We start from the raw sequence: 19,733 nt of genomic DNA, 5'->3' as shown, positions 1-19,733 counted from the left end.
CTTTGAGTAGAGGTGAAGCTTTTATGCTTGGCTTGGCAGCATGGCTGCAGGCAACAACGATGTTAATTGTCGGGTCGCCAGTAGTTGGCTGGCGGCTTCAATGTCGGGGGCGAAGTAGCGATCCTTGTCGTAGTAGCTGACGCGTTCGCGCAACAATTGGCGCGCCTGTTCCAGCCCCGCAGTCGTTTTCAGCCCTTTGCGTAAATCCAACCCCTGACAAGCCGACAACCATTCAACCGCCAGAATGCCGCGCACGTTATCGGCCATTTCCCACAGACGACGCCCGGCGGCCGGAGCCATAGAAACGTGGTCTTCCTGGTTGGCAGAGGTCGGAATGCTGTCGACGCTGGCCGGATGTGCCAGGGCTTTGTTCTCGCTGGTCAGCGCGGCAGCGGTCACTTGAGCTATCATAAAGCCGGAGTTCACGCCGCCGTTGTCGACCAAGAATGGCGGCAACTGCGACATATGTTTGTCCATCATCAGCGAAATGCGGCGTTCAGACAGCGAACCTATTTCAGCCAATGCCAGCGCCAGATTATCGGCCGCCATCGCCACCGGTTCGGCATGGAAGTTACCGCCAGAGATCACGTCGCCTTGTTCGGCGAACACCAGTGGGTTGTCGGATACCGCGTTAGCTTCGATTTCCAGCACTTCGCTGGCCTGACGGATTTGCGTCAAACAAGCGCCCATCACCTGCGGTTGGCAGCGCAGAGAGTAAGGGTCCTGTACTTTGTCACAGTTACGATGCGAATCAGACACTTCGCTGCGTTCGCCTAGCAGGTGGCGATAAGCGGTGGCGGCGTCAATCTGCCCACGCTGACCACGAACCTCGTGGATACGTGCGTCGAACGGGCTGCGTGAACCCAGCGCCGCTTCGACCGTCAGACCGCCGCATACGGTAGCCGCGGCATACAAATCTTCAGCATCGAACAGACCACGCAGCGCAAAGGCGGTGGAAACCTGTGTCCCGTTCAGCAGCGCTAGACCTTCTTTCGCCGCCAGCGTTAGCGGTTTTAATCCCGCTTTTGCCAATGCTTCGGTGGCTGGCAGCCATTCGCCTTGATAACGCGCCAAGCCTTCACCCAATAACGTCAGGCTCATGTGCGCCAACGGAGCCAAATCCCCGGATGCACCGACGGAGCCTTTCAGTGGGATCTGTGGGTAAACTTCGGCATTGACCAAAGCGATCAGCGCTTGAATCACTTCCAGACGAATACCGGAGAAACCGCGCGACAGACTGTTGATTTTCAACACCATAATCAGACGCACCAGTGCGTCGTCCGTCGGTGCGCCGACGCCTGCTGCGTGCGACAGCACGATCGAACGTTGCAGGTTTTCCAAGTCTTCCCTGGCGATGCGGGTCGAAGCCAGCAAACCGAAACCGGTGTTGATGCCATACGTGGTGCGGTTTTCTTCGACGATACGCTCTACACAGGCCACACTTTGCTGGATGGCAGCATAGGCATTGTCATCCAGCGTAATTTTCACCGGCTGTTGGTAGATTTCGCGCAGTTTGGCTAGCGTCAGTTTGCCTGGGCGAATAGTCAGGGTTTTCATGCTTTGTCCCCTTGAGTTGCCGCAACCATTGGTAGATTCAGACCTTGTTCACGGGCGCAGTCGATAGCAATGTCGTAACCCGCATCGGCATGGCGCATCACGCCAGTCGCCGGATCGTTATGCAGTACACGAGCGATACGCTCGGCGGCTTCGTCGGTACCGTCACAGACGATCACCATACCGGAGTGCTGCGAGAAGCCCATGCCGACGCCGCCGCCGTGGTGCAGTGAAACCCAAGTCGCGCCGCTGGCGGTATTCAGCAGGGCGTTGAGCAATGGCCAATCGGAAACTGCATCGGAACCGTCTTTCATGGCTTCGGTTTCGCGGTTCGGGCTGGATACGGAGCCTGAATCTAAGTGGTCACGACCAATCACGATAGGTGCAGACAGTTCACCACGACGCACCATTTCGTTGAATGCCAGACCCAGTTTGGCGCGCTGTCCCAGACCGACCCAGCAAATACGTGCTGGCAGGCCTTGGAAGCTAATACGTTCGCGCGCCATATCCAACCAGCGGTGCAGATGCTCGTCATCTGGGATCAGCTCTTTGACCATGGCGTCGGTTTTGTAGATGTCTTGCGGATCGCCAGACAGCGCTGCCCAGCGGAATGGGCCGATACCCCGGCAGAACAGTGGGCGGATATAAGCGGGCACAAAACCTGGGAAATCAAAGGCATTCTTCACGCCCATGTCTTTCGCCATCTGGCGGATGTTGTTGCCGTAGTCGAAGGTTGGAATGCCCATTTTCTGGAAGGCCAGCATCGCTTCTACGTGCTCCGCCATTGATTCTTTCGCTGCAACCACCACGCGAGCCGGTTCGGTTTGCGCACGCTGACGGTACTCTTCCCAAGTCCAGCCTTTTGGCAGGTAGCCATTGAGTGGATCGTGGGCGCTGGTCTGGTCGGTGACCATATCCGGGCGCACGCCACGTTTTACCATTTCTGGCAGGATCTCGGCGGCGTTGCCGCACAGGGCGATGGAGATGGCTTTGCCTTCGGCAGTGTATTTTTTGATGCGAGCCAGCGCGTCGTCCAGATCGGTGGCTTGCTCATCGACATAGCGAGTTTTCAGACGGAAATCGATACGGCTTTGCTGACATTCGATGTTCAGCGAGCAAGCGCCAGCCAAAGTCGCAGCCAGTGGCTGCGCGCCACCCATGCCGCCCAGACCGGCGGTCAGCACCCAGCGGCCTTGTAGGGAGCCATCGTAATGTTGACGACCGGCTTCGACGAAGGTTTCGTAAGTGCCTTGCACGATGCCTTGGCTACCGATGTAGATCCAGCTACCGGCGGTCATCTGGCCGTACATCGCCAGCCCTTTGGCATCCAGTTCGTTGAAGTGCTCCCACGTCGCCCAATGTGGCACCAGATTGGAGTTAGCAATCAGCACGCGTGGGGCGTTGCTGTGGGTTTTGAATACGCCGACGGGTTTGCCGGATTGCACCAGCAGCGTTTCGTCGTCTTCCAGTTTCTTCAGGGTTTCGACAATTTTGTCATAGCAATCCCAGTTACGTGCGGCGCGGCCAATACCGCCGTAAACCACCAGCTCGTGCGGGTTTTCCGCCACTTCTGGATCAAGGTTGTTCATCAACATGCGCAGCGGCGCTTCGGTCAGCCAGCTTTTTGCGTTTAATTTTGTGCCACGAGGCGCGCGTACATCGACATTGCGAACTTTGTTATTTGCAGTCACAGCTTTTTCCTCAACAGTATCGGTACAGACTCATGACTTGGCGGGTTGCCATTACCAAGTCATAACAATGCGTAGGGTTGATTAACATATACTTGTATGTACAAGCATATGCAACACTGACCAATTTCCAATAAAAAGAGCATAAGAAGAAAATATGGTTATTTTTTTATGATTAAAATCAGTGTGATAAAAAATAATGAATTTACCGGATGTGATATGAGCCACAGAAGTCACGGCAACTTGGCGTGAAAAATTGAGTAAGGTAGCGTCATTTTTGAGCGATAAATCACAATTTTTTTACATATAAATTACAAACAGAGCCGGTGATATACGAAAGAGTGATAGCAGGGAAAGGCGGTGTGAGAAACACCGCCTTGAGAGCGATTAGTTTGCCGGTTGCAGCGCCTGGCGGCGGGTCATTTTGAAGACGGTGGCGATAGCCGCGATCAGCGCAGGTACACCCAAGAACATCAGGATGCTTTGCACTTCCCACTGCATAGCGAGCAATTGAGCGCCCATCATGGTGCCTGCGACGCCGCCGAAGCGACCGATGCCTTGCATCCAAGCGATACCTGTCGCGCGGCTATGGGTGGGGTAGAAGGTGGCGGCTAGCGTTTGCAGACCAGATTGAGCACCGTTCATGGTGATGCCCATCAAGAAGATAAAGCTGCCGAGCAACACGATATGGCTGTCTTCGGTCGCCATCGCCACGATCAGTAAGGCGGTAATCACAAAGCCGCTGGAAACCACTTTGTGCGCATTCCAGCGATCCATCAGCCAACCGGCAATCAAGATCCCGACGGTGCCACCGAAGGTGAACAGCGAAGTTAAAATGGCTGATTGTTCAAGCTGATAACCTAAACCTTGCATCAGGATTGGCATCCAACTTAGCAGCACGTAGTAGATAACCAAACCCATAAAGTAGGTCAGCCACAACATCAACGTCCCCACCAGATAAGGGCGGCTGAACAGCAAGCCCACGCTGGTTTTCGATTGTGCCAACTTTTCCTCATACAGATAAAAACGCGTGACGTTATCGAGGTTATGACTGACGAAACGCTGGGCGATCTGTTTGATTTTCAACGCATCGTGACCACGGTTGACCATGTATTTCACCGATTCTGGCAATAACAAAATCAACAACAGGGTCAGAATCAGCGGGGCGATGGCACCTAACAGCAACACGCTATGCCAACCGTAGGTAGGGATCAGCCATGAGGAAATCGCACCCCCGCCAGCCGCACCCAGCGGGAAGCCGCAATACATGGTGTTGATGGCTCGAGAGCGGCAGCGTTGTGGTGCGTATTCAGAAATCAAAGTGATGGCGTTGGGCATCGCCGCGCCTAATCCCAGACCGGTCAGGAAGCGCCACAGGGTCAGGCTGTCGAGTGAACCCGCGTAAGCGGTTGCCAGACTGGAAAGGCCGAAGAACAGACAGGAGAACACCAAGACGCGTTTGCGTCCGATGCGATCGGAGATCGGCCCGGCGATTAAGGCACCCAGCGATAACCCCAACAGCGCCGCGCTCAGTACCGGCCCCAGATCCTGTTTCACGATGCCCCAATCTTTGGCGACCGAAGGGGCAATATAGCCCATGGCGGCGGTGTCGTAGCCGTCAATGGCGAGGATCAGAAAACCTAAAATAATCAAGGTCCAATGAAACAACGAGAACTTGCTGTCGTCGATGGCCTGCTGGATATTTAACTCGCTGGTATGAGCCATAGCACCCTCTAATAATCTTGGTGAGTACGGAATGGTTGGCTTGTGTTTGCCTGTCTATACATCTGGATTGTGCGAGGGTGTATGTCAAATTTATTTATTGAAAATGTTACTTATATGTTGTTTTTCTGGCGCAGAAAGCGGGGATGAAATAGGCGATTTGGCGTGGGAAAACTCACTAATGCACGCAATAGTTAGCAGGTTATGCGCCCGATGAGCCGAAATAAAAAATTAACCATTAGCTCGCTAATTTGGTCAGGGCGCGGGAATCTGCGATAATCCTGTTTTTGCCCCTCCAGACTGAGAAAATCATGCAGTACCCGATTAACGAAATGTTCCAAACCTTGCAGGGTGAAGGCTACTTCACTGGCGTTCCTGCTATTTTTATCCGTTTGCAAGGTTGCCCGGTGGGATGCAGTTGGTGCGACACCAAACATACCTGGGAAAAGGAAGCCGATCGGGAAGTCGACATGCAACGCATTTTGGTCAAGACAGAGGAAAGTGACGCTTGGGGCAGTGCTTCGGCGGAACAATTGCTGGCAGTGATTCAGCAACAGGGTTATACCGCTCGTCATATCGTGATTACCGGCGGTGAGCCTTGTATTTATGATTTGATACCGCTTACAACATTGCTGGAACAGCACGGTTTTGACTGCCAGATTGAGACCAGCGGCACCCATGAAGTTCAGTGTTCAGCGGCCACTTGGGTGACGGTTTCACCGAAGGTGAATATGCGTGGCGGCATGAAAGTATTGGATCAGGCGCTGACGCGAGCCGATGAGATTAAACACCCGGTCGGGCGTGAGCGTGATATTGAAGCGTTGGATGCGTTGTTGGCGACTTTGCACGATGATAAAAAACGCATCGTTGCGCTACAACCGATCAGTCGAAAAGATGAGGCGACGCGGCTGTGCATTGAAACCTGCATCGCCCGTAACTGGCGGCTTTCAATGCAGACGCATAAGTATTTAAATATTGCTTGAGTATGTCAGGGTTCGGTAAGCCGAACCCTGCACATCAACCCTTATACACGCATCCCGCCGTACAAGTTTCCTTCACCATCACTGCGGTCAACTCAGGCAGTTGTGGTTTGAGTTGCTGCCAAATCCAAGCGGCCAGCACTTCACTGGTTGGGTTTTCCAACCCTGGAATATCATTCAGGTAATGGTGATCCAAACGTTCCCAAACGGGTTTAAACACCGCTTTAAGTTCGGCAAAATCCATTACCCAACCGGTATGAGCGTCCACTTCTCCGGTCACTTCCAAACGCACCATAAATGAATGCCCGTGCAAACGACCACATTTGTGGCCTTCCGGTACGTGTGGCAAACGGTGTGCGGCTTCGAACTGAAAATCTTTAAACAGCGTGGTTGCCATTATGACGGCCTCATTGACTCAAAAACCGTCGAAGTCTACCGGAAATGCGCTTCGACGGCTATCTGACTGACAATGGTATTATTCGAATGTCCCTCGCACCTGCAATTCCCCAGCTAGCATCATCAATTTGCCTCGAGCCCAGAGGGAATGTGGTTGCATGCTTTCATCCAATAGCAGTAAGTCGGCGTCTTTGCCCACGGCGATTTCGCCCTTATCCGCCAGTTTTAGCCGCTGTGCGACGTTAGACGCCACTAGTGCCCAGCATTGCTCCAGCGGTAAATCAGCGCTGAGATCGCGCACTTCACTCAGCAAACTGTCAAAACCGGCAACGGTCAAACCACAGATATTGCCTGCGTCATCAAAGGCTGGAATACTGCCGTTGCCGTCGGAACTGAGTGTCAGTTGCGACAGTGGAATGCCAGCATCCAGCGCTTCTAACACCGCCTCGCTCGGCTTCACCGCTCCGCGTGCGCCGATATGTGGGCTGATACCGGAAGTGAGATCGAGATTGATGCCGTCATGCTTTGCCAACTGCATCGCGTGTCGCCACAGATGATGCTGGCGGTTAACGTGGGTCGGCAGGAAGTGCCCGAGTGGGACTTCGCAGCGGTCACGAATTTCTTCCAGCGGAGCTAGAGCGGCGAGGGCGTTACCCATATGCATTACCACCAAACCGGGTTTTTGCGTCAGCAACGCAGCGGCGCGAGCTTGAGTTGCCATGCGGATCAACTCTTCGGTGGTAGGCTGCGAAGAACGATGGTCAGAAATCGCCGTTTTCACACCTAATACGGGTTCGATAAAGGTGATGTCATCACGTACCGAACCGGTGATCGTGACGGTAGGAACTTCATAAGAACCAGTCAGCATCCAAGCAGAAATACCTTCGTTGCGTAACCCCATCACTTTGGCGAACAAAGATTGCACGTGGCGTGTTACTCCGTCGGTACCGAGCAGCCCCATCACGCTGGTAATGCCACAACGTAGCAGTTGTGAAAGCTGAACCTCTGGCGTGCGGGTGTGGAAACCTGCCTCACCGCCACCGCCGATCAGATGCACGTGTTGGTCGATCAACCCCGGAGCCAGCAGGCGATCGCCAGCATCAAACTGTTGGCAGGGTTGCAACGCGGGTGCGGAAAGATTGTCGCCGATCGCTAAGATCTTACCGAAGCCGATCAACAATTGCTGGCGCTGGATCCCTTGTGCAGTAAGAACGCGCGCATTGCGAATTAAGCTGTAACTCATCACATCCACCCCTGTTCTAGCAGCAAACACGTCTCCTCAATACCCGCTTGCCAAATCTGGCTCATCTCTTCGTCGCTACGTTGGTATTCGCCGCCGTAATTGCCGTCGCCGATGTAGTCCTTCACTGCGTTAGCCGGGAGTTGTGCCAGTTTTGCTACATTAATCGCTGGTTTTTCTTCTTGCGGCATCGCGACACCGGGAATACGTGTCCAAGGGAAGTTTTCCATCCAAGAAGCGTGAGAAGCGTTAGTCGAGAAACTTTTTACCAGTCCCATGACCTTTGGTGCGGCCCACCAATTGTGTATTTGTACGCGCGCGTCTGAGTGTTGGTTTAGCCAGTTGTGAACCTGTACCTGCACCGGGCTATTACCACCGTGGCCGTTGACCAGAAAAATCCGCCGGAAACCGCTGTGGTACAGGCTGGTCAGTACATCTTCTAATAGTGCGTTGTAAGTCGCCGGGCGCAGGTTGATAGAGCCAGGGAACTCGCTGAAGTATGGCGCCATGCCAAATGGCAAACCGGGATAGACCGGAATATTGAGCTGTTCACCCGCCTGTTCCGCGAGTTTGGAAGCTAGCAGGTGATCGGTACATAAACTGAGATAAGCGTGTTGTTCGGTACTACCGAGGGAAAGAATCATCCGATCGTCACGGGTAAGGTACTCCTGTACTTGAAACCAGTTCATTTCACTGACTTTCATTATTATCTCCTTGGTGTTCCTGGTGTTGGCAATAATGGTGCCAGGCCGGGCGCAGCGTTTCCCGCAGGTAACGTGGCTCCGGAGTATGGCGATATTCAAAGGCTTCGGTGGCCGCAGGCAGCCGTGGCTGCAAATGGCTGTGGCAACCGGTACTGTAAATAATGGTTTTGTGGCTGCTTAACGCCGCTTCTAACCCTTCATCCTCCAAGGCCACTATGTCGATTTGGCCGAGATGTGGAGCGAAGGTTTTGACCCCCTCCAGCATGGCGGGCAGGAAGGTCTGATAACGTGAGACCAATAACACTGGCGCATCGGTGGAAAGCTGCGCTAACCGGGTGCGGGTATCTTCGGCGGGGATCAGATAGGGCGCGAATACCGGCGTCTGTTCGCCTACGCGCTGTCGCAAACGTGGGATGCAGTGCGGAATGGTCAGCCAAAACTGATAACTTTCCAACTTATCCTGCGGTAAATCGGCGAATTCGCGGAAGGTATAAGTATCAATGGTTTGCTGCTCCCCCAAGACTTCACGGATGCTGTCGATATAGCTGAGGTTAATGCGGTTAGAATTCCCCACTATCGCCATTTTTAAGGTGATAGTGGGGGCGGCCGAAGTTTGCATCTGATTCAAAGCACCGATAAAGAACGATTCCGATAGCCCAAGCTGTGCTGCATCTTGCAACAGTTGTTGAAAGCGCTGATGCAACTGAGTCACCTGATTTTCATGGGCAATCTCCTGCCGGTTACGTACTACGTAAGTACCTTTACCGGCGATAGTTTCGATCAGTCCCATATTCTTCAGGGTTTGGTAGGCATGGCTGACCGTCAGTTGCGCTACGCCTAATTGTTTACTGAGCGCGCGAACAGAAGGCAATGCCACATCATGGCGGAAGGTGCCTGCCATGATGCCGTATTCAATCGCCCCTACGATCTGCGTTTGCAGCGCTATCGGTAAGTTCTTATCGATATTGATAATGAAACCTCTATTTATTCAGATGTCGCTGTTTGTGGCACATTACGGCGCGCACGGGCAACACACAATGCTTTCAAATCCTCGAAATGACGTTTGATGGTGGCATCGCTAGCTGGGCGGGTGAATAGGCTAACGACCACCATCACCACCATAGTAAAGCTCCAGCAGATGATCAGCGGATCAAAGCCAAACGACAACTGCGGGAACCACAGTTTCATCGCGACATAAGCCAATTCACCGAGGATCACCGAACTGATGGCTCCGGCCAGCGTCGCACGCTTCCAATACATGCCGAGGATCACCGGTGCCACCCAGATGCCCAAACCACCGAAGGCAAAGCGGATCAGCGCGAAGATCCCGGCTGGTTTCATGATGCCGATAGTGATGGCCGCAATGCCTAGGAGAACCGTGATCCAACGCGAAAGGGTAAGGATGTGATTCGATGAAGCTTGTGGGCGGAAGATGTTCTGATAAATATCACGCGTGATACCGCCAGTCGCCACTACCAGCAATGCCGAAATGGTCGACATCCCCGCCGATACAATGCCGGTAATCAGTAGCGCGGCGATCCACGGTGACAGGTTTTGTTGCAGAATAACCGGCACGATAAAGTCGGTTTCCTGTCCGGTTAGACCGCTAATAAAGGTTGCGGCGTTGACGCCAGACCACTCGATCATGGTGGCGGAGAACAACATGCCGAGCGTCCCGAGGATCACCGCTTTAAACATGGTGCGGTAGCTGTTCATGGTGAAGAATTTGGTGAACAGCGTGGGTTGACCGATGGTGAAGAAGCTCCACATTACGATCATGGAAACGTAGGTCTGCCACGGGAAATCGCCTTTGGCACCGGGGTGAGTCAGATGATTAGGCATTTCTGCCGCTAGCTTGCCAGTGATCGCCTCCATACCACCACCAGCATGAACGGAGACCACAAAGGTAACAACGGCGGTAGCGACCATCAACCCGCCTTGCAGCACGTCGGTCATCATCGCGCCGGTCATCCCGCCCGTCATGCAATACAGCACGACGACGATACCCATCACCACAACGCCGATCCATTCAGGTAAACCCGTGAAGGTGTTGAGGATCACCCCTGCGCCGACGGTCTGCGCGCCCATCATGGCGACCAGGAAGACAACCATCATCACCGCGTGAACGCCACGAATGGCGTTGGATTCATAACGATCCGACAGGTAATCGCTCATGGTCATCATGTTGTAGCGACGCCCCATCAGCATCAGCTTACGGCCAACAAATAGCACTGGAATGATCATCGAGAACGCGAGCCCCGGTACCGAGACGCTCATACCGGCGAAACCCGTACTGTAAGTCATCGCCGGAACGCCCATAAAGGTGCTCATGCTGTATTGGCTGGCGAAGTAGGCGAAACCACCGACCAGTGCGCCGGCTTTACCTCCCATGACCAAAAAATCACTTAAGGATTTGGTTGCACGGGCGGCATACCAGCCAATACCGCCAAGTAGCAGTAAGAACAGAACCAACGTGGTGTAAAACGGTACCGGTTCGGGTTGTAGCATGGTGGCGAGGTTGCTCATGGCTGTTCCTCCCCAATTTCATCCTGATATTCCGGGCGCTGTAGGCATTGCCGAGCGAATAATATGATCAGCAAGGTCACTGTTATGCCATGTATTATCCAACCGAATATAAATGTTGGGATACCTAGCCAGCCGGGTTGGTAGTCGGTGTTGAAGAAGAAAGGAAATGGCACCATGATTAATAGGTACATAAACATGAAGATGTAAAACCATCTCCTTTCAAAACAGTTTGTTAAAATATCCATCGTCTGCCCTTGTCGTTGTGTTTGCTTATAATTAATCAGGTCGTGGAAAAATTTATTGTTGTAGTAAGTGTTATTATTTTCTATAACAGCAGTTCAAAATAACAACAATATTTTTTCCAAGTCAAGGAGCAAATATGAATTTGTTGCCGTTTGATAAGCCAGTGCCGTTGTTGAATATGAGCTTGGGGGAGCAAGAGGATCGGTGCGCCCAGAGCTGGTTAGAGAATTCCGGCGACATCACGCCAAGTGCGCAAACACAGGCGCTGCATCGGCAGATTGCTGAAATGTGGCAAAGCGCAGGTGTTGCGAGTTTTATGGGCGGACGTGCGGCGTTATACGCGGTGATCCGCACACTGGGTTTACAGCCGGGCGATCAGGTGTTGATCCCGGCGTTCACCTGCCAGTGCGTGACCAATGCATTGACTTATCACGGTGTCGAGGCGGTGTTTGTTGATATTGAGACTGAGACTTTTGGTCTTGATGTGGCTGCGATGGCGAAGGCGATGACTCCACGAACCAAAGCGGTGATGATCCAGTACAGTTTTGGTTTGGTTTGCCGAGATCTTGACGCGTTACTGGCCTTGGCGCGTGAACGTGGTTTAAAGGTGATCGAGGATTGTGCTCACGCTACTGGAGCCCGTTATCAAGGGCAATTACTAGGGAATTTCGGCGATATTGCTTTTTTTAGCAGCGAACGTTCAAAGATTGTCAATACCATTCATGGCGGTTGGGTGATCACCCGCGATCCTGAATTACAAACGCGATTAAAGCAGGTTTATGCCAGCACTGCTGATGCCGATCCGATATTTATTCAACGCTTACTACAGACTTTACGTCATGCGGTAATGGTGAAACGTGAAGGACAAGCGGCAGCAGACGCCCGCTGGCCGTTGAAGGAACGCGTGCCGCAGATGCAGCCAGCGGAGCTAAGTGGGTTATTCAGCCCACAATATGCTTGGCGAATGGCTGAACCGGTGGCGGAATTGCTGATGCTGCAACTGAACCGCTTACCCGAGTTGTTGGCGCAGCGTCGGCGTGGTGCGGCTTTCTGGCAACGTTGGGCGTTAGAGCAAGGCTATCCGATTCCGCTAACAATTAATGGGGCCGAAAACAGTTGGTTGCGCTTCCCGCTATTACTTTCAGCGCAGCAAAAACAGCAGAGAGCCGCGTTAGAGCAACGGCTTAATGTAGAAATAGGCGTTTGGTTTACTACGCCGATGCACCCACAACCATTGGTGCTGCCTGAGTGCCCGGTAGGGATGCAAGCCACGGCAAATTGTATTAATTTGCCGACTTGGCTACCAGAGCCATGTTGATAGCTATTAGTCATCCTGCCCGGCCATTGCTGATCGGGCAGGATTGAGTGTTTTAGTACAGTGTCGCCAGTTCTTCCAATTTGAAATCCTTCAGGTTTTCCATATCCCCTTCGCGGATCTTGCGTACCCATTCCGGATCATTCAATAACGCTCGGCCAACGGCAATCAGATCAAACTCCTCTTTTTCTAGACGTTGCACCAGATTATCCAGGCTAGCGGGTTTCACGCTCTCCCCCGAAAACGAGGTGATAAACTCCCCTGACAACCCGACAGAACCCACGCTGATCGTCGTGGCCCCGGTTAATTTCTTGGCCCAACCCGCGAGGTTCAGCCCTTTATTGCCGTCAATCTGTGGGAACTCCGGTTCCCAGAAACGGCGTTGCGAGCAGTGTAAAATGTCGACACCTGCTTCAACCAACGGTGTTAACCAGTCGGATAGCGCATCGGGCGAGTCTGCCATGCGAGTGTCGTAATGGTTAATTTTCCATTGGCTAAGGCGCAGGATGATTGGGAAATCAGGACCGACGGCTTTACGCATGCTTTGTACCACCTCAGTGGCAAAACGAGTGCGTTCCTTGAGTGTTGCACCACCGTAGCTGTCTTTGCGTAGATTGGTGGCGGCCCAGAAAAACTGATCGATTAAGTAGCCGTTCGCACCATGAATTTCGACAGTATCAAAACCAAGTCGTTTGGCCTCTGCCGCCGCCTGACCAAATGCGGCAACCGCATCGGCGATATCCTCTTCGGTCATGGTGACGCCAATAGGCTGGTCGGGAGCAACCAGTCCGGAAGGGCTCTCTGGTGGAGTGGTTGATGGCCAGTCGGTCATACCGGTCATAGCGCCGACGTGCCAAAGCTGTGGCCCCATCTTCCCGCCAACAGCATGGACACCATCAATGACGTTTTTCCAACCTGCTAGCGATGCAGCACCGTGGAAAAAGGGCACATCGGCTTCATTTCTGGCGGCCGGGCGATTAATCGTCGTGCCCTCGGACAGGATCAGGCCGACCCCATGTTCTGCACGACGTTGATAATAGTGAGCCACATTGTCCCCCGGTACACCTTCGGGCGAAAATTTGCGGGTCATTGGTGCCATGACGATACGATTCTTTAACTGCAGCGACTTAATGGTCAATGGCTGAAACAGCGGATCAAGTTGTGATGAGGACATCATGTTATCTCCATATCGTTTGGAGCTTTCATAGTATCCAACGTATACTTAATATCAATTAGGTACTTTAAGGTAATCAAGTATCCTCGAGGAAACTGCTATGAAAGAAACGCATAACGACATGCCGCATGGGGAATGCGATTCCCGCTTACTGCTGGAGCAAATTACCGATAAATGGTCGGTGATCGTTCTGGCGAATTTATGTGAAGAACCATTGCGTTTCAATGAGTTGAAAAGAAGAATGCACGGAGTGACGCAAAAATCGCTGACCCAGTGCCTGAGAAAACTTGAACGCAATGGCATTATTTCCCGCGAAGTGTTGCCGGTTTCCCCGGTGGCGGTGGTTTACAGCATGACGGAACTGGGGCACACGTTAGAAACGCCGTTTGCTGCACTCTTCAACTGGACGCGGAACTATCGCGAAAAAGTCGAAGAGGCGCAGCGGCTATATGACGAGCGCGAAGGGAAATAATCGGGGGATATTATGGGTAGCGGAATCCGATGGCGTTATCTTTCATATCGTTATATTGATTATTTAATTACCACTTTTATAGATAGATATTACCCACAAAACCACTTAGTCCATTTGGTTATTAATTATTTCCATCACTTCTTTAATTGTTATTATTCCACTGAGTAACCTACTCCCCTATCAGACAATGATTACCCTTTGCCCGGCACCCTTCATTAGGAATTTGTAACGCAATGACGACACAGGCTCCCCCAACATCTTTGCTCCCGTTGACGCCCGAACAACTGGCGCGCTTACAGACGACGATTGGTGACTATTCACCAACGCAACTGGCGTGGTTGTCCGGTTATTTTTGGGGAATGGTTAATCAACAGCCGGGAGCGCTCGCCATTGCACCAGTGGCTGCCGCAGCCGCTAGCATTACACTGATTTCCGCCTCGCAAACCGGTAATGCCCGTCGGCTGGCAGAGCAACTGCGTGACGATTTGCTGGCGGCCAAATTGAGCGTGACCTTGGTCAACGCCGGTGATTACAAATTCAAGCAGATCGCCCAAGAACGCTTGCTGGTGGTGGTCGCCTCAACCCAAGGGGAAGGCGAACCAGCGGAAGAAGCGGTGGCGCTGCACAAATTCTTGCATTCGAAAAAGGCACCAAAACTGACCGATACCGCATTTGCCGTGTTCGGGCTGGGTGATACCTCTTACGAAAACTTCTGCCAGTCGGGTAAAGATTTTGACGCCAAATTGGCCGAGTTGGGTGCTGAGCGTTTAGTAGAGCGCATTGATGCGGATGTGGAATATCAAGAACTGGCTGTCGCTTGGCGCAAGCAAGTGGTTGAAGTGTTGAAGGCACGTGCTCCGGCGGAAAATGTCGCGCCGGGTGCATTAGCCAGTGGTGCAGTCGATTTACTCGATAGCAGCCCGTACAGCAAAGAGCAGCCGCTGACGGCGCAATTGTCGGTGAAGCAAAAAATCACCGGGCGCAATTCCGATAAAGACGTGCGCCATATCGAAATCGATCTGGGTGATTCTGGTCTGCGTTATCAACCGGGTGATGCATTAGGCGTGTGGTTCGACAACGATCCCGCGCTGGTGGATGAACTGGTGCAACTGCTGTGGCTGAAAGGCGACGAGCCAGTGGAAGTGGAAGGTGCAACCTTGCCGTTGGCGCAGGCGTTACGCAGCCACTTTGAGTTAACGCAGAACACCACGCTGATCGTTGATAAATATGCCGCGTTGTCTCGTGACGAAAAACTGATTGGCCTGTTGGCGGATAAAGCCAAGCTGCAACACTACGCGCACAACACGCCGATCGTCGATATGGTGCGTCAAGCACCAGTCGATCTCAGCGCCGAACAGTTGATTGGTTTGCTGCGTCCGTTGACGCCGCGTCTGTACTCGATCGCCTCTTCGCAAGCTGAAAACGAAAGTGAAGTCCACATCACCGTCGGTGTGGTGCGCTACGACATTAACGGTCGTCAACGTGCGGGCGGTGCTTCCAGCTTCTTGGCGGATCGCTTGGAGGAAGAGGGCGATGTACGGGTGTTCATCGAACATAACGATAATTTCCGTCTGCCAGTCGATCCAGAAACTCCGGTGATCATGATCGGCCCCGGCACCGGGATCGCACCATTTCGCGCCTTTATGCAACAGCGTGAAGCTGACGGTGCCAGCGGCAAAAACTGGTTGCTGTTCGGCAACCCGCACTTTACCGAAGATTTCCTCTATCAGGTCGAATGGCAGCGCTACGTTAAAGAAGGCTTGCTGACGCGAATCGATCTGGCTTGGTCACGCGATCAACAACATAAGATCTACGTACAAGACAAACTGCGTGAACAAGGCGCTGAAGTGTGGCGCTGGCTGCAAGAGGGCGCGCACATTTACGTCTGTGGTGATGCCAACCGCATGGCTAAGGACGTCGAAAATACTTTACTGGAACTGGTCGCCGAGCACGGTGGTATGGATGCCGAGCAGGCAGATGAATTTTTAAGTGAGCTGCGCCTGGCGCGCCGTTATCAGCGGGACGTGTATTAATGAGCGAAAGATATTCTGGGCCTCTGGTGGTCGAAGGCAAATTGGCCGATGCCGAGCGCATGAAAAAAGAGAGTCGCTACCTGCGCGGCACCATCACTGAAGATTTGCAGGATGGGCTGACCGGCGGCTTCAACGGCGACAACTTCTTGCTGATCCGTTTTCACGGTATGTATCAGCAGGACGATCGCGATATTCGCGCTGAACGTGCCGAACAAAAACTGGAACCGCGCCATGCCATGATGCTGCGCTGCCGTCTGCCGGGGGGAATTATCACGCCGCAACAGTGGCTGGGCATCGATAAGTTCGCTACCGAGGACACGCTGTACGGCAGCATTCGTATTACTAACCGTCAAACGTTCCAGTTTCACGGCATTCTGAAAAATAACGTCAAACCGGTGCATCAGTTGTTGAATCGTCTGGGGCTGGATGCGTTAGCCACTGCTAATGACGTCAACCGTAACGTGCTTTGTACTTCGAACCCGGTGGAATCGGAACTGCATCAGGAAGCCTACGAATGGGCGAAGAAAATTTCTGAACACCTGTTACCTCGCACCCGCGCTTATGCCGAAGTGTGGTTGGATCAGGAAAAAGTGGCGACCACCGATGAAGAACCGATCCTCGGTGAGACTTATCTACCGCGTAAATTCAAAACTACGGTGGTGATCCCGCCGCAAAATGACGTCGATCTACACGCCAATGATATGAACTTTGTGGCGGTGGCCGAGAACGGCAAGTTAGTAGGTTTCAACTTGCTGGTGGGCGGTGGCCTTTCCATCGAACACGGCAACAAAAAAACCTATGCCCGTCAGGCCAGCGAGTTTGGCTATATTCCGCTGGAGCACACGCTGGCAGTCGCCGCCGCCGTGGTCACCACTCAGCGCGATTGGGGCAATCGTACCGATCGTAAAAACGCGAAAACCAAATACACTTTGGAGCGCGTTGGTGTCGATACCTTCCGTGCCGAAGTCGAGAAACGTGCAGGCATCACTTTCGAACCGATTCGCCCGTATGAATTTACTGGCCGTGGCGATCGCATTGGCTGGGTGAAAGGCGTCGATAATCATTGGCATCTGACGCTGTTTATTGAGAACGGTCGCTTGTTGGATTATCCAAATCGGCCGCTGAAAACTGGTGTGGCCGAGATAGCTAAGATCCACCAAGGTGATTTCCGCCTGACCGCTAATCAAAACCTGATCATTGCTGGTGTGCCAGAAAGTGAAAAAGCAAAGATCGAAGCATTAGCCCGTCAGCACGGTTTGATCGACGATGCGGTGAGTGAACAACGCAAAAATTCGATGGCATGCGTCTCGTTCCCGACCTGTCCGTTGGCGATGGCGGAAGCTGAACGTTTCTTGCCTGAGTTTGTCACTAAAGTTGAAGGCATCATGCATCAGCATGGTGTGGGCGATGAGCATATCGTATTGCGCATCACCGGTTGCCCGAACGGTTGTGGCCGTGCATTGCTGGCAGAGCTGGGGTTGGTGGGGAAAGCAGTGGGGCGTTATAACCTGCACTTGGGCGGTAACCGTGAGGGGACGCGCATTCCACGCATGTACCGCGAGAACATCAATGAAGGTGAGATCTTACAAGAGATCGACCAATTGGTAGGGCGCTGGGCCAAAGAACGTCACGCGGGGGAAGGGTTCGGCGATTTCACTATCCGTGCCGGGATCGTTCGTCCGGTGCTGGATCCGGCAGTCGATTTCTGGGATTAACCGAGGAGACAGGTAACATGGCTGAATTCGATCTGGCGGCGTTGAATGCGCTGCCAAAATCTGGGCAGGCACTGGCATTGGCGGTCGTGAATGGCCAGTTGGAGAACCTTTCTGCGCAGGATCGCGTGGCGTGGGCATTAGAACAGTTGCCCGGTGAGTTCGTACTTTCCTCCAGTTTTGGTATCCAAGCCGCAATGTGTCTGCATTTGGTGACGCAGATTAAGCCGGATATTCCGGTGATCCTCACCGACACCGGCTATCTATTCCCAGAGACTTATCAGTTTATCGATCAATTGGTAGATAAGCTGAACCTGAACCTGAAAGTGTTCCAAGCCGAGCAATCGCCCGCTTGGCAAGAAGCCCGTTACGGCAAGCTGTGGGAACAGGGCGTAGAAGGTATTGAGCGGTACAATCAGATCAACAAAGTTGAGCCGATGAACCGTGCATTAAGCACGCTCGGGGCACAAACTTGGTTTGCTGGCTTACGCCGTGAACAATCAGGCAGCCGTGCTAATTTACCGGTGCTGGCGGTGCAGCGTGGTGTGTTTAAAATCCTGCCGATCATCGATTGGGACAACCGTAAAATCTATCAGTATCTGACTGAACATGGCCTGAATTACCATCCGTTATGGGAACAGGGTTATTTGTCGGTGGGCGATACCCATACTACCCAAAAATGGGAGCCGGGCATGAGCGAGGAAGAAACGCGTTTCTTCGGTCTGAAGCGTGAGTGTGGATTGCACGAGGGTTGATGGTATTTGTTGATACAACAATTGCAGGGCTTAGCTAACGCAGCTTAGCCCTGCTCAGATTATTTTTTCTTTTCTTCCTTCTTCTTTTTCTGTTCTTTCTTCTTCTCTTTTTTCTTTTCTTTCTCTTGCGGGTGCGCTTGTGCTAGTTCTTTTAATAGTGGCAACAGAATCTGTACGCTATCACGGCTGCGCTGGTCAATCCGGCCCGGTAAATGGCGTTCCAGATATTGTAGGTTGTCGTATTGTGGCCGATGCCAAGTCATACCTTGTGGGAAGTCTGGGCTGATGGCGCGTTGTTGATAACCGTCTTTGTCACCTAATTCCCAGTTGGTCGCTTCCACTGCGAGTACTGGGATTTTAGCCCAATCGAAGACGTCCTGATCGGAACAGCAGCCCGTGCCTTTAGGGGTATCTTTATTGCCGGGATTGATCGCAGCGGTAATACCGTAACGACGGGCGATATCCAGAGCACGATCGCGGCTTTGTTTGGCGATTTCGGGCGGCGTATTACGGCCAGAGTGAAAATAGAGCTTATCGCCAGTGATCAGATTATCGAGGTTAATCACCAGCAGCGTATTTTCGCGTTCGGTTTTGCTCATGCGTTTCAGGGTGTTTTTCGCCCCTAACGAACCCAGTTCCTCCGCGCTAGTGGCAATAAAACGCAGGCTGTAGGTCGTCTGGATATTCTTCATTTGTTGCGCCAGCTCCAACATCACGCCAAGACCTGAGGCATTGTCATCCACCCCTTGCAACGTTAATCCACCCAGATTGTTATCGACTTCGTCATCACTTTGCGGGGTGTAGGTATCGATGTGAGCCATCACGACGATTTGTTTATCTTGATCACCATGTTTGGCGGCAATCACGGAATAGACGGTGATATTGTGCCAGTTCTTGGTTCCATTTTTGTTCACATATAAAAAACGGCTGTCAAAACTACGAATATCACTTTGATATTCCATGGTTTCAAATTGTTGTTTCAGGTAATGGGCGGTGAGCAATTCTGCTGGGCTACCTGCCATGCGACCAGGGAAGTAAGTCGCGATATGGCGAACCTGATCAGCCGCGAATTTGCCGATAGGGGCGTCTTTGGTGGGGGAAGTCGCTGCAAAGGTGCTGAACGCACTACTGAAAGCCAAGACCAATAAACCTGCCTTCAGGGCAAAGCGGAAGTACATACCGAAAATCCTTCTGTATACATCAATGGTACCGACTATAT

Annotated in this window: 16 protein-coding genes; 6 read left to right on the top strand and 10 right to left on the bottom strand. The window is 52.6% G+C overall.

The features are described 5' to 3' along the window. Positions 1–21: 21 nt before the first annotated feature. From hutH to AC3ISQ_RS18120, 3 genes are all read right to left on the bottom strand, one after another. Positions 22–1,557, bottom strand: coding sequence for a histidine ammonia-lyase (gene hutH, locus AC3ISQ_RS18130; RefSeq protein WP_489348748.1), 1,536 nt, complete (start codon positions 1,555–1,557; stop codon positions 22–24). After that, the gene (hutU, locus tag AC3ISQ_RS18125) at positions 1,554–3,245 is read right to left on the bottom strand and encodes a urocanate hydratase (protein WP_489348746.1); all 1,692 of its coding nucleotides are present in this window, start codon (positions 3,243–3,245) and stop codon (positions 1,554–1,556) included. The genes hutH and hutU overlap by 4 nt, the downstream gene beginning before the upstream one ends. Positions 3,246–3,629: 384 nt before the next feature. Then, on the bottom strand, positions 3,630–4,967 hold the full coding sequence (locus tag AC3ISQ_RS18120; protein ID WP_489348745.1) for an MFS transporter: 1,338 nt from the start codon (positions 4,965–4,967) through the stop codon (positions 3,630–3,632). 308 nt (positions 4,968–5,275) lie between these two features. Here AC3ISQ_RS18120 and queE point away from each other — a divergent pair, with 308 nt between their 5' ends. Next, a complete protein-coding gene (gene queE / locus AC3ISQ_RS18115) occupies positions 5,276–5,947 on the top strand; it encodes a 7-carboxy-7-deazaguanine synthase QueE (protein ID WP_489348743.1) in 672 nt (223 codons plus the stop codon). A gap of 34 nt (positions 5,948–5,981) precedes the next feature. Here the strand turns inward: queE and queD are convergent, their stop codons facing one another. The 5 genes from queD to AC3ISQ_RS18090 all read right to left on the bottom strand — a co-directional run bounded on the left by queD (position 5,982) and on the right by AC3ISQ_RS18090 (position 10,810). Further along, positions 5,982–6,341, bottom strand: coding sequence for a 6-carboxytetrahydropterin synthase QueD (gene queD, locus AC3ISQ_RS18110; protein ID WP_489348742.1), 360 nt, complete (start codon positions 6,339–6,341; stop codon positions 5,982–5,984). A 78-nt stretch (positions 6,342–6,419) separates the two neighbouring features. Then, entirely contained in the window at positions 6,420–7,583 is a 1,164-nt protein-coding gene (gene iadA, locus AC3ISQ_RS18105) for a beta-aspartyl-peptidase (protein WP_489348740.1), read from the bottom strand. After that, the gene (locus AC3ISQ_RS18100; protein WP_489348738.1) at positions 7,583–8,284 is read right to left on the bottom strand and encodes a creatininase family protein; all 702 of its coding nucleotides are present in this window, start codon (positions 8,282–8,284) and stop codon (positions 7,583–7,585) included. Before AC3ISQ_RS18100 ends, iadA begins: the two co-directional genes overlap by 1 nt. Then, positions 8,271–9,185, bottom strand: coding sequence for a GntR family transcriptional regulator (locus AC3ISQ_RS18095; protein ID WP_489348736.1), 915 nt, complete (start codon positions 9,183–9,185; stop codon positions 8,271–8,273). The genes AC3ISQ_RS18100 and AC3ISQ_RS18095 overlap by 14 nt, the downstream gene beginning before the upstream one ends. Positions 9,186–9,268: 83 nt before the next feature. Continuing rightward, positions 9,269–10,810, bottom strand: coding sequence for a sodium:solute symporter family transporter (locus tag AC3ISQ_RS18090; protein WP_489348734.1), 1,542 nt, complete (start codon positions 10,808–10,810; stop codon positions 9,269–9,271). Between the two features lie 379 nt (positions 10,811–11,189). Between AC3ISQ_RS18090 and AC3ISQ_RS18085 the strand changes: the two genes are divergently transcribed. Then, positions 11,190–12,371: a DegT/DnrJ/EryC1/StrS family aminotransferase gene (locus tag AC3ISQ_RS18085; RefSeq protein ID WP_489348732.1), complete on the top strand. Its 1,182-nt coding sequence runs from the start codon at positions 11,190–11,192 to the stop codon at positions 12,369–12,371. A 52-nt stretch (positions 12,372–12,423) separates the two neighbouring features. Here the strand turns inward: AC3ISQ_RS18085 and AC3ISQ_RS18080 are convergent, their stop codons facing one another. After that, positions 12,424–13,542, bottom strand: a complete 1,119-nt coding sequence (locus AC3ISQ_RS18080; protein WP_489353367.1) for an NADH:flavin oxidoreductase — start codon at positions 13,540–13,542, stop codon at positions 12,424–12,426. Between the two features lie 100 nt (positions 13,543–13,642). Here AC3ISQ_RS18080 and AC3ISQ_RS18075 point away from each other — a divergent pair, with 100 nt between their 5' ends. The 4 genes from AC3ISQ_RS18075 to cysH all read left to right on the top strand — a co-directional run bounded on the left by AC3ISQ_RS18075 (position 13,643) and on the right by cysH (position 18,514). After that, entirely contained in the window at positions 13,643–14,014 is a 372-nt protein-coding gene (locus AC3ISQ_RS18075; protein ID WP_489348730.1) for a winged helix-turn-helix transcriptional regulator, read from the top strand. Between the two features lie 233 nt (positions 14,015–14,247). Further along, positions 14,248–16,047, top strand: coding sequence for an NADPH-dependent assimilatory sulfite reductase flavoprotein subunit (cysJ, locus tag AC3ISQ_RS18070; protein ID WP_489348728.1), 1,800 nt, complete (start codon positions 14,248–14,250; stop codon positions 16,045–16,047). Next, a complete protein-coding gene (gene cysI, locus AC3ISQ_RS18065; protein ID WP_489348726.1) occupies positions 16,047–17,762 on the top strand; it encodes an assimilatory sulfite reductase (NADPH) hemoprotein subunit in 1,716 nt (571 codons plus the stop codon). Before cysJ ends, cysI begins: the two co-directional genes overlap by 1 nt. Before the next feature lie 17 nt (positions 17,763–17,779). Next, positions 17,780–18,514, top strand: coding sequence for a phosphoadenosine phosphosulfate reductase (gene cysH / locus AC3ISQ_RS18060; protein ID WP_489348725.1), 735 nt, complete (start codon positions 17,780–17,782; stop codon positions 18,512–18,514). 59 nt (positions 18,515–18,573) lie between these two features. Here the strand turns inward: cysH and AC3ISQ_RS18055 are convergent, their stop codons facing one another. After that, positions 18,574–19,692, bottom strand: coding sequence for an aminopeptidase (locus tag AC3ISQ_RS18055; RefSeq protein ID WP_489348723.1), 1,119 nt, complete (start codon positions 19,690–19,692; stop codon positions 18,574–18,576). Between the last annotated feature and the right edge of the window lie 41 nt (positions 19,693–19,733).

The sequence above is a fragment of the Serratia sp. KH_031 genome, assembly GCF_057839655.1.
Note: the sequence above shows the minus strand (reverse complement) of the source record. Positions and strands in the feature narration are given on the sequence as shown.

Bases quoted from the DNA above. Each gene is read 5' to 3' on its own strand.
- AC3ISQ_RS18075 (WP_489348730.1), top strand. From the start codon at position 13,643: ATGAAAGAAACGCATAACGACATGCCGCATGGGGAATGCGATTCCCGC.
- queE (WP_489348743.1), top strand. From the start codon at position 5,276: ATGCAGTACCCGATTAACGAAATGTTCCAAACCTTGCAGGGTGAAGGC.
- hutH (WP_489348748.1), bottom strand. From the start codon at position 1,557: ATGAAAACCCTGACTATTCGCCCAGGCAAACTGACGCTAGCCAAACTG.
- AC3ISQ_RS18100 (WP_489348738.1), bottom strand. From the start codon at position 8,284: ATGAAAGTCAGTGAAATGAACTGGTTTCAAGTACAGGAGTACCTTACC.
- cysH (WP_489348725.1), top strand. From the start codon at position 17,780: ATGGCTGAATTCGATCTGGCGGCGTTGAATGCGCTGCCAAAATCTGGG.
- cysJ (WP_489348728.1), top strand. From the start codon at position 14,248: ATGACGACACAGGCTCCCCCAACATCTTTGCTCCCGTTGACGCCCGAA.
- cysI (WP_489348726.1), top strand. From the start codon at position 16,047: ATGAGCGAAAGATATTCTGGGCCTCTGGTGGTCGAAGGCAAATTGGCC.
- iadA (WP_489348740.1), bottom strand. From the start codon at position 7,583: ATGAGTTACAGCTTAATTCGCAATGCGCGCGTTCTTACTGCACAAGGG.
- queD (WP_489348742.1), bottom strand. From the start codon at position 6,341: ATGGCAACCACGCTGTTTAAAGATTTTCAGTTCGAAGCCGCACACCGT.
- AC3ISQ_RS18055 (WP_489348723.1), bottom strand. From the start codon at position 19,692: ATGTACTTCCGCTTTGCCCTGAAGGCAGGTTTATTGGTCTTGGCTTTC.
- AC3ISQ_RS18095 (WP_489348736.1), bottom strand. From the start codon at position 9,185: ATGGCAGGCACCTTCCGCCATGATGTGGCATTGCCTTCTGTTCGCGCG.
- AC3ISQ_RS18120 (WP_489348745.1), bottom strand. From the start codon at position 4,967: ATGGCTCATACCAGCGAGTTAAATATCCAGCAGGCCATCGACGACAGC.
- AC3ISQ_RS18080 (WP_489353367.1), bottom strand. From the start codon at position 13,542: ATGTCCTCATCACAACTTGATCCGCTGTTTCAGCCATTGACCATTAAG.
- AC3ISQ_RS18085 (WP_489348732.1), top strand. From the start codon at position 11,190: ATGAATTTGTTGCCGTTTGATAAGCCAGTGCCGTTGTTGAATATGAGC.
- AC3ISQ_RS18090 (WP_489348734.1), bottom strand. From the start codon at position 10,810: ATGAGCAACCTCGCCACCATGCTACAACCCGAACCGGTACCGTTTTAC.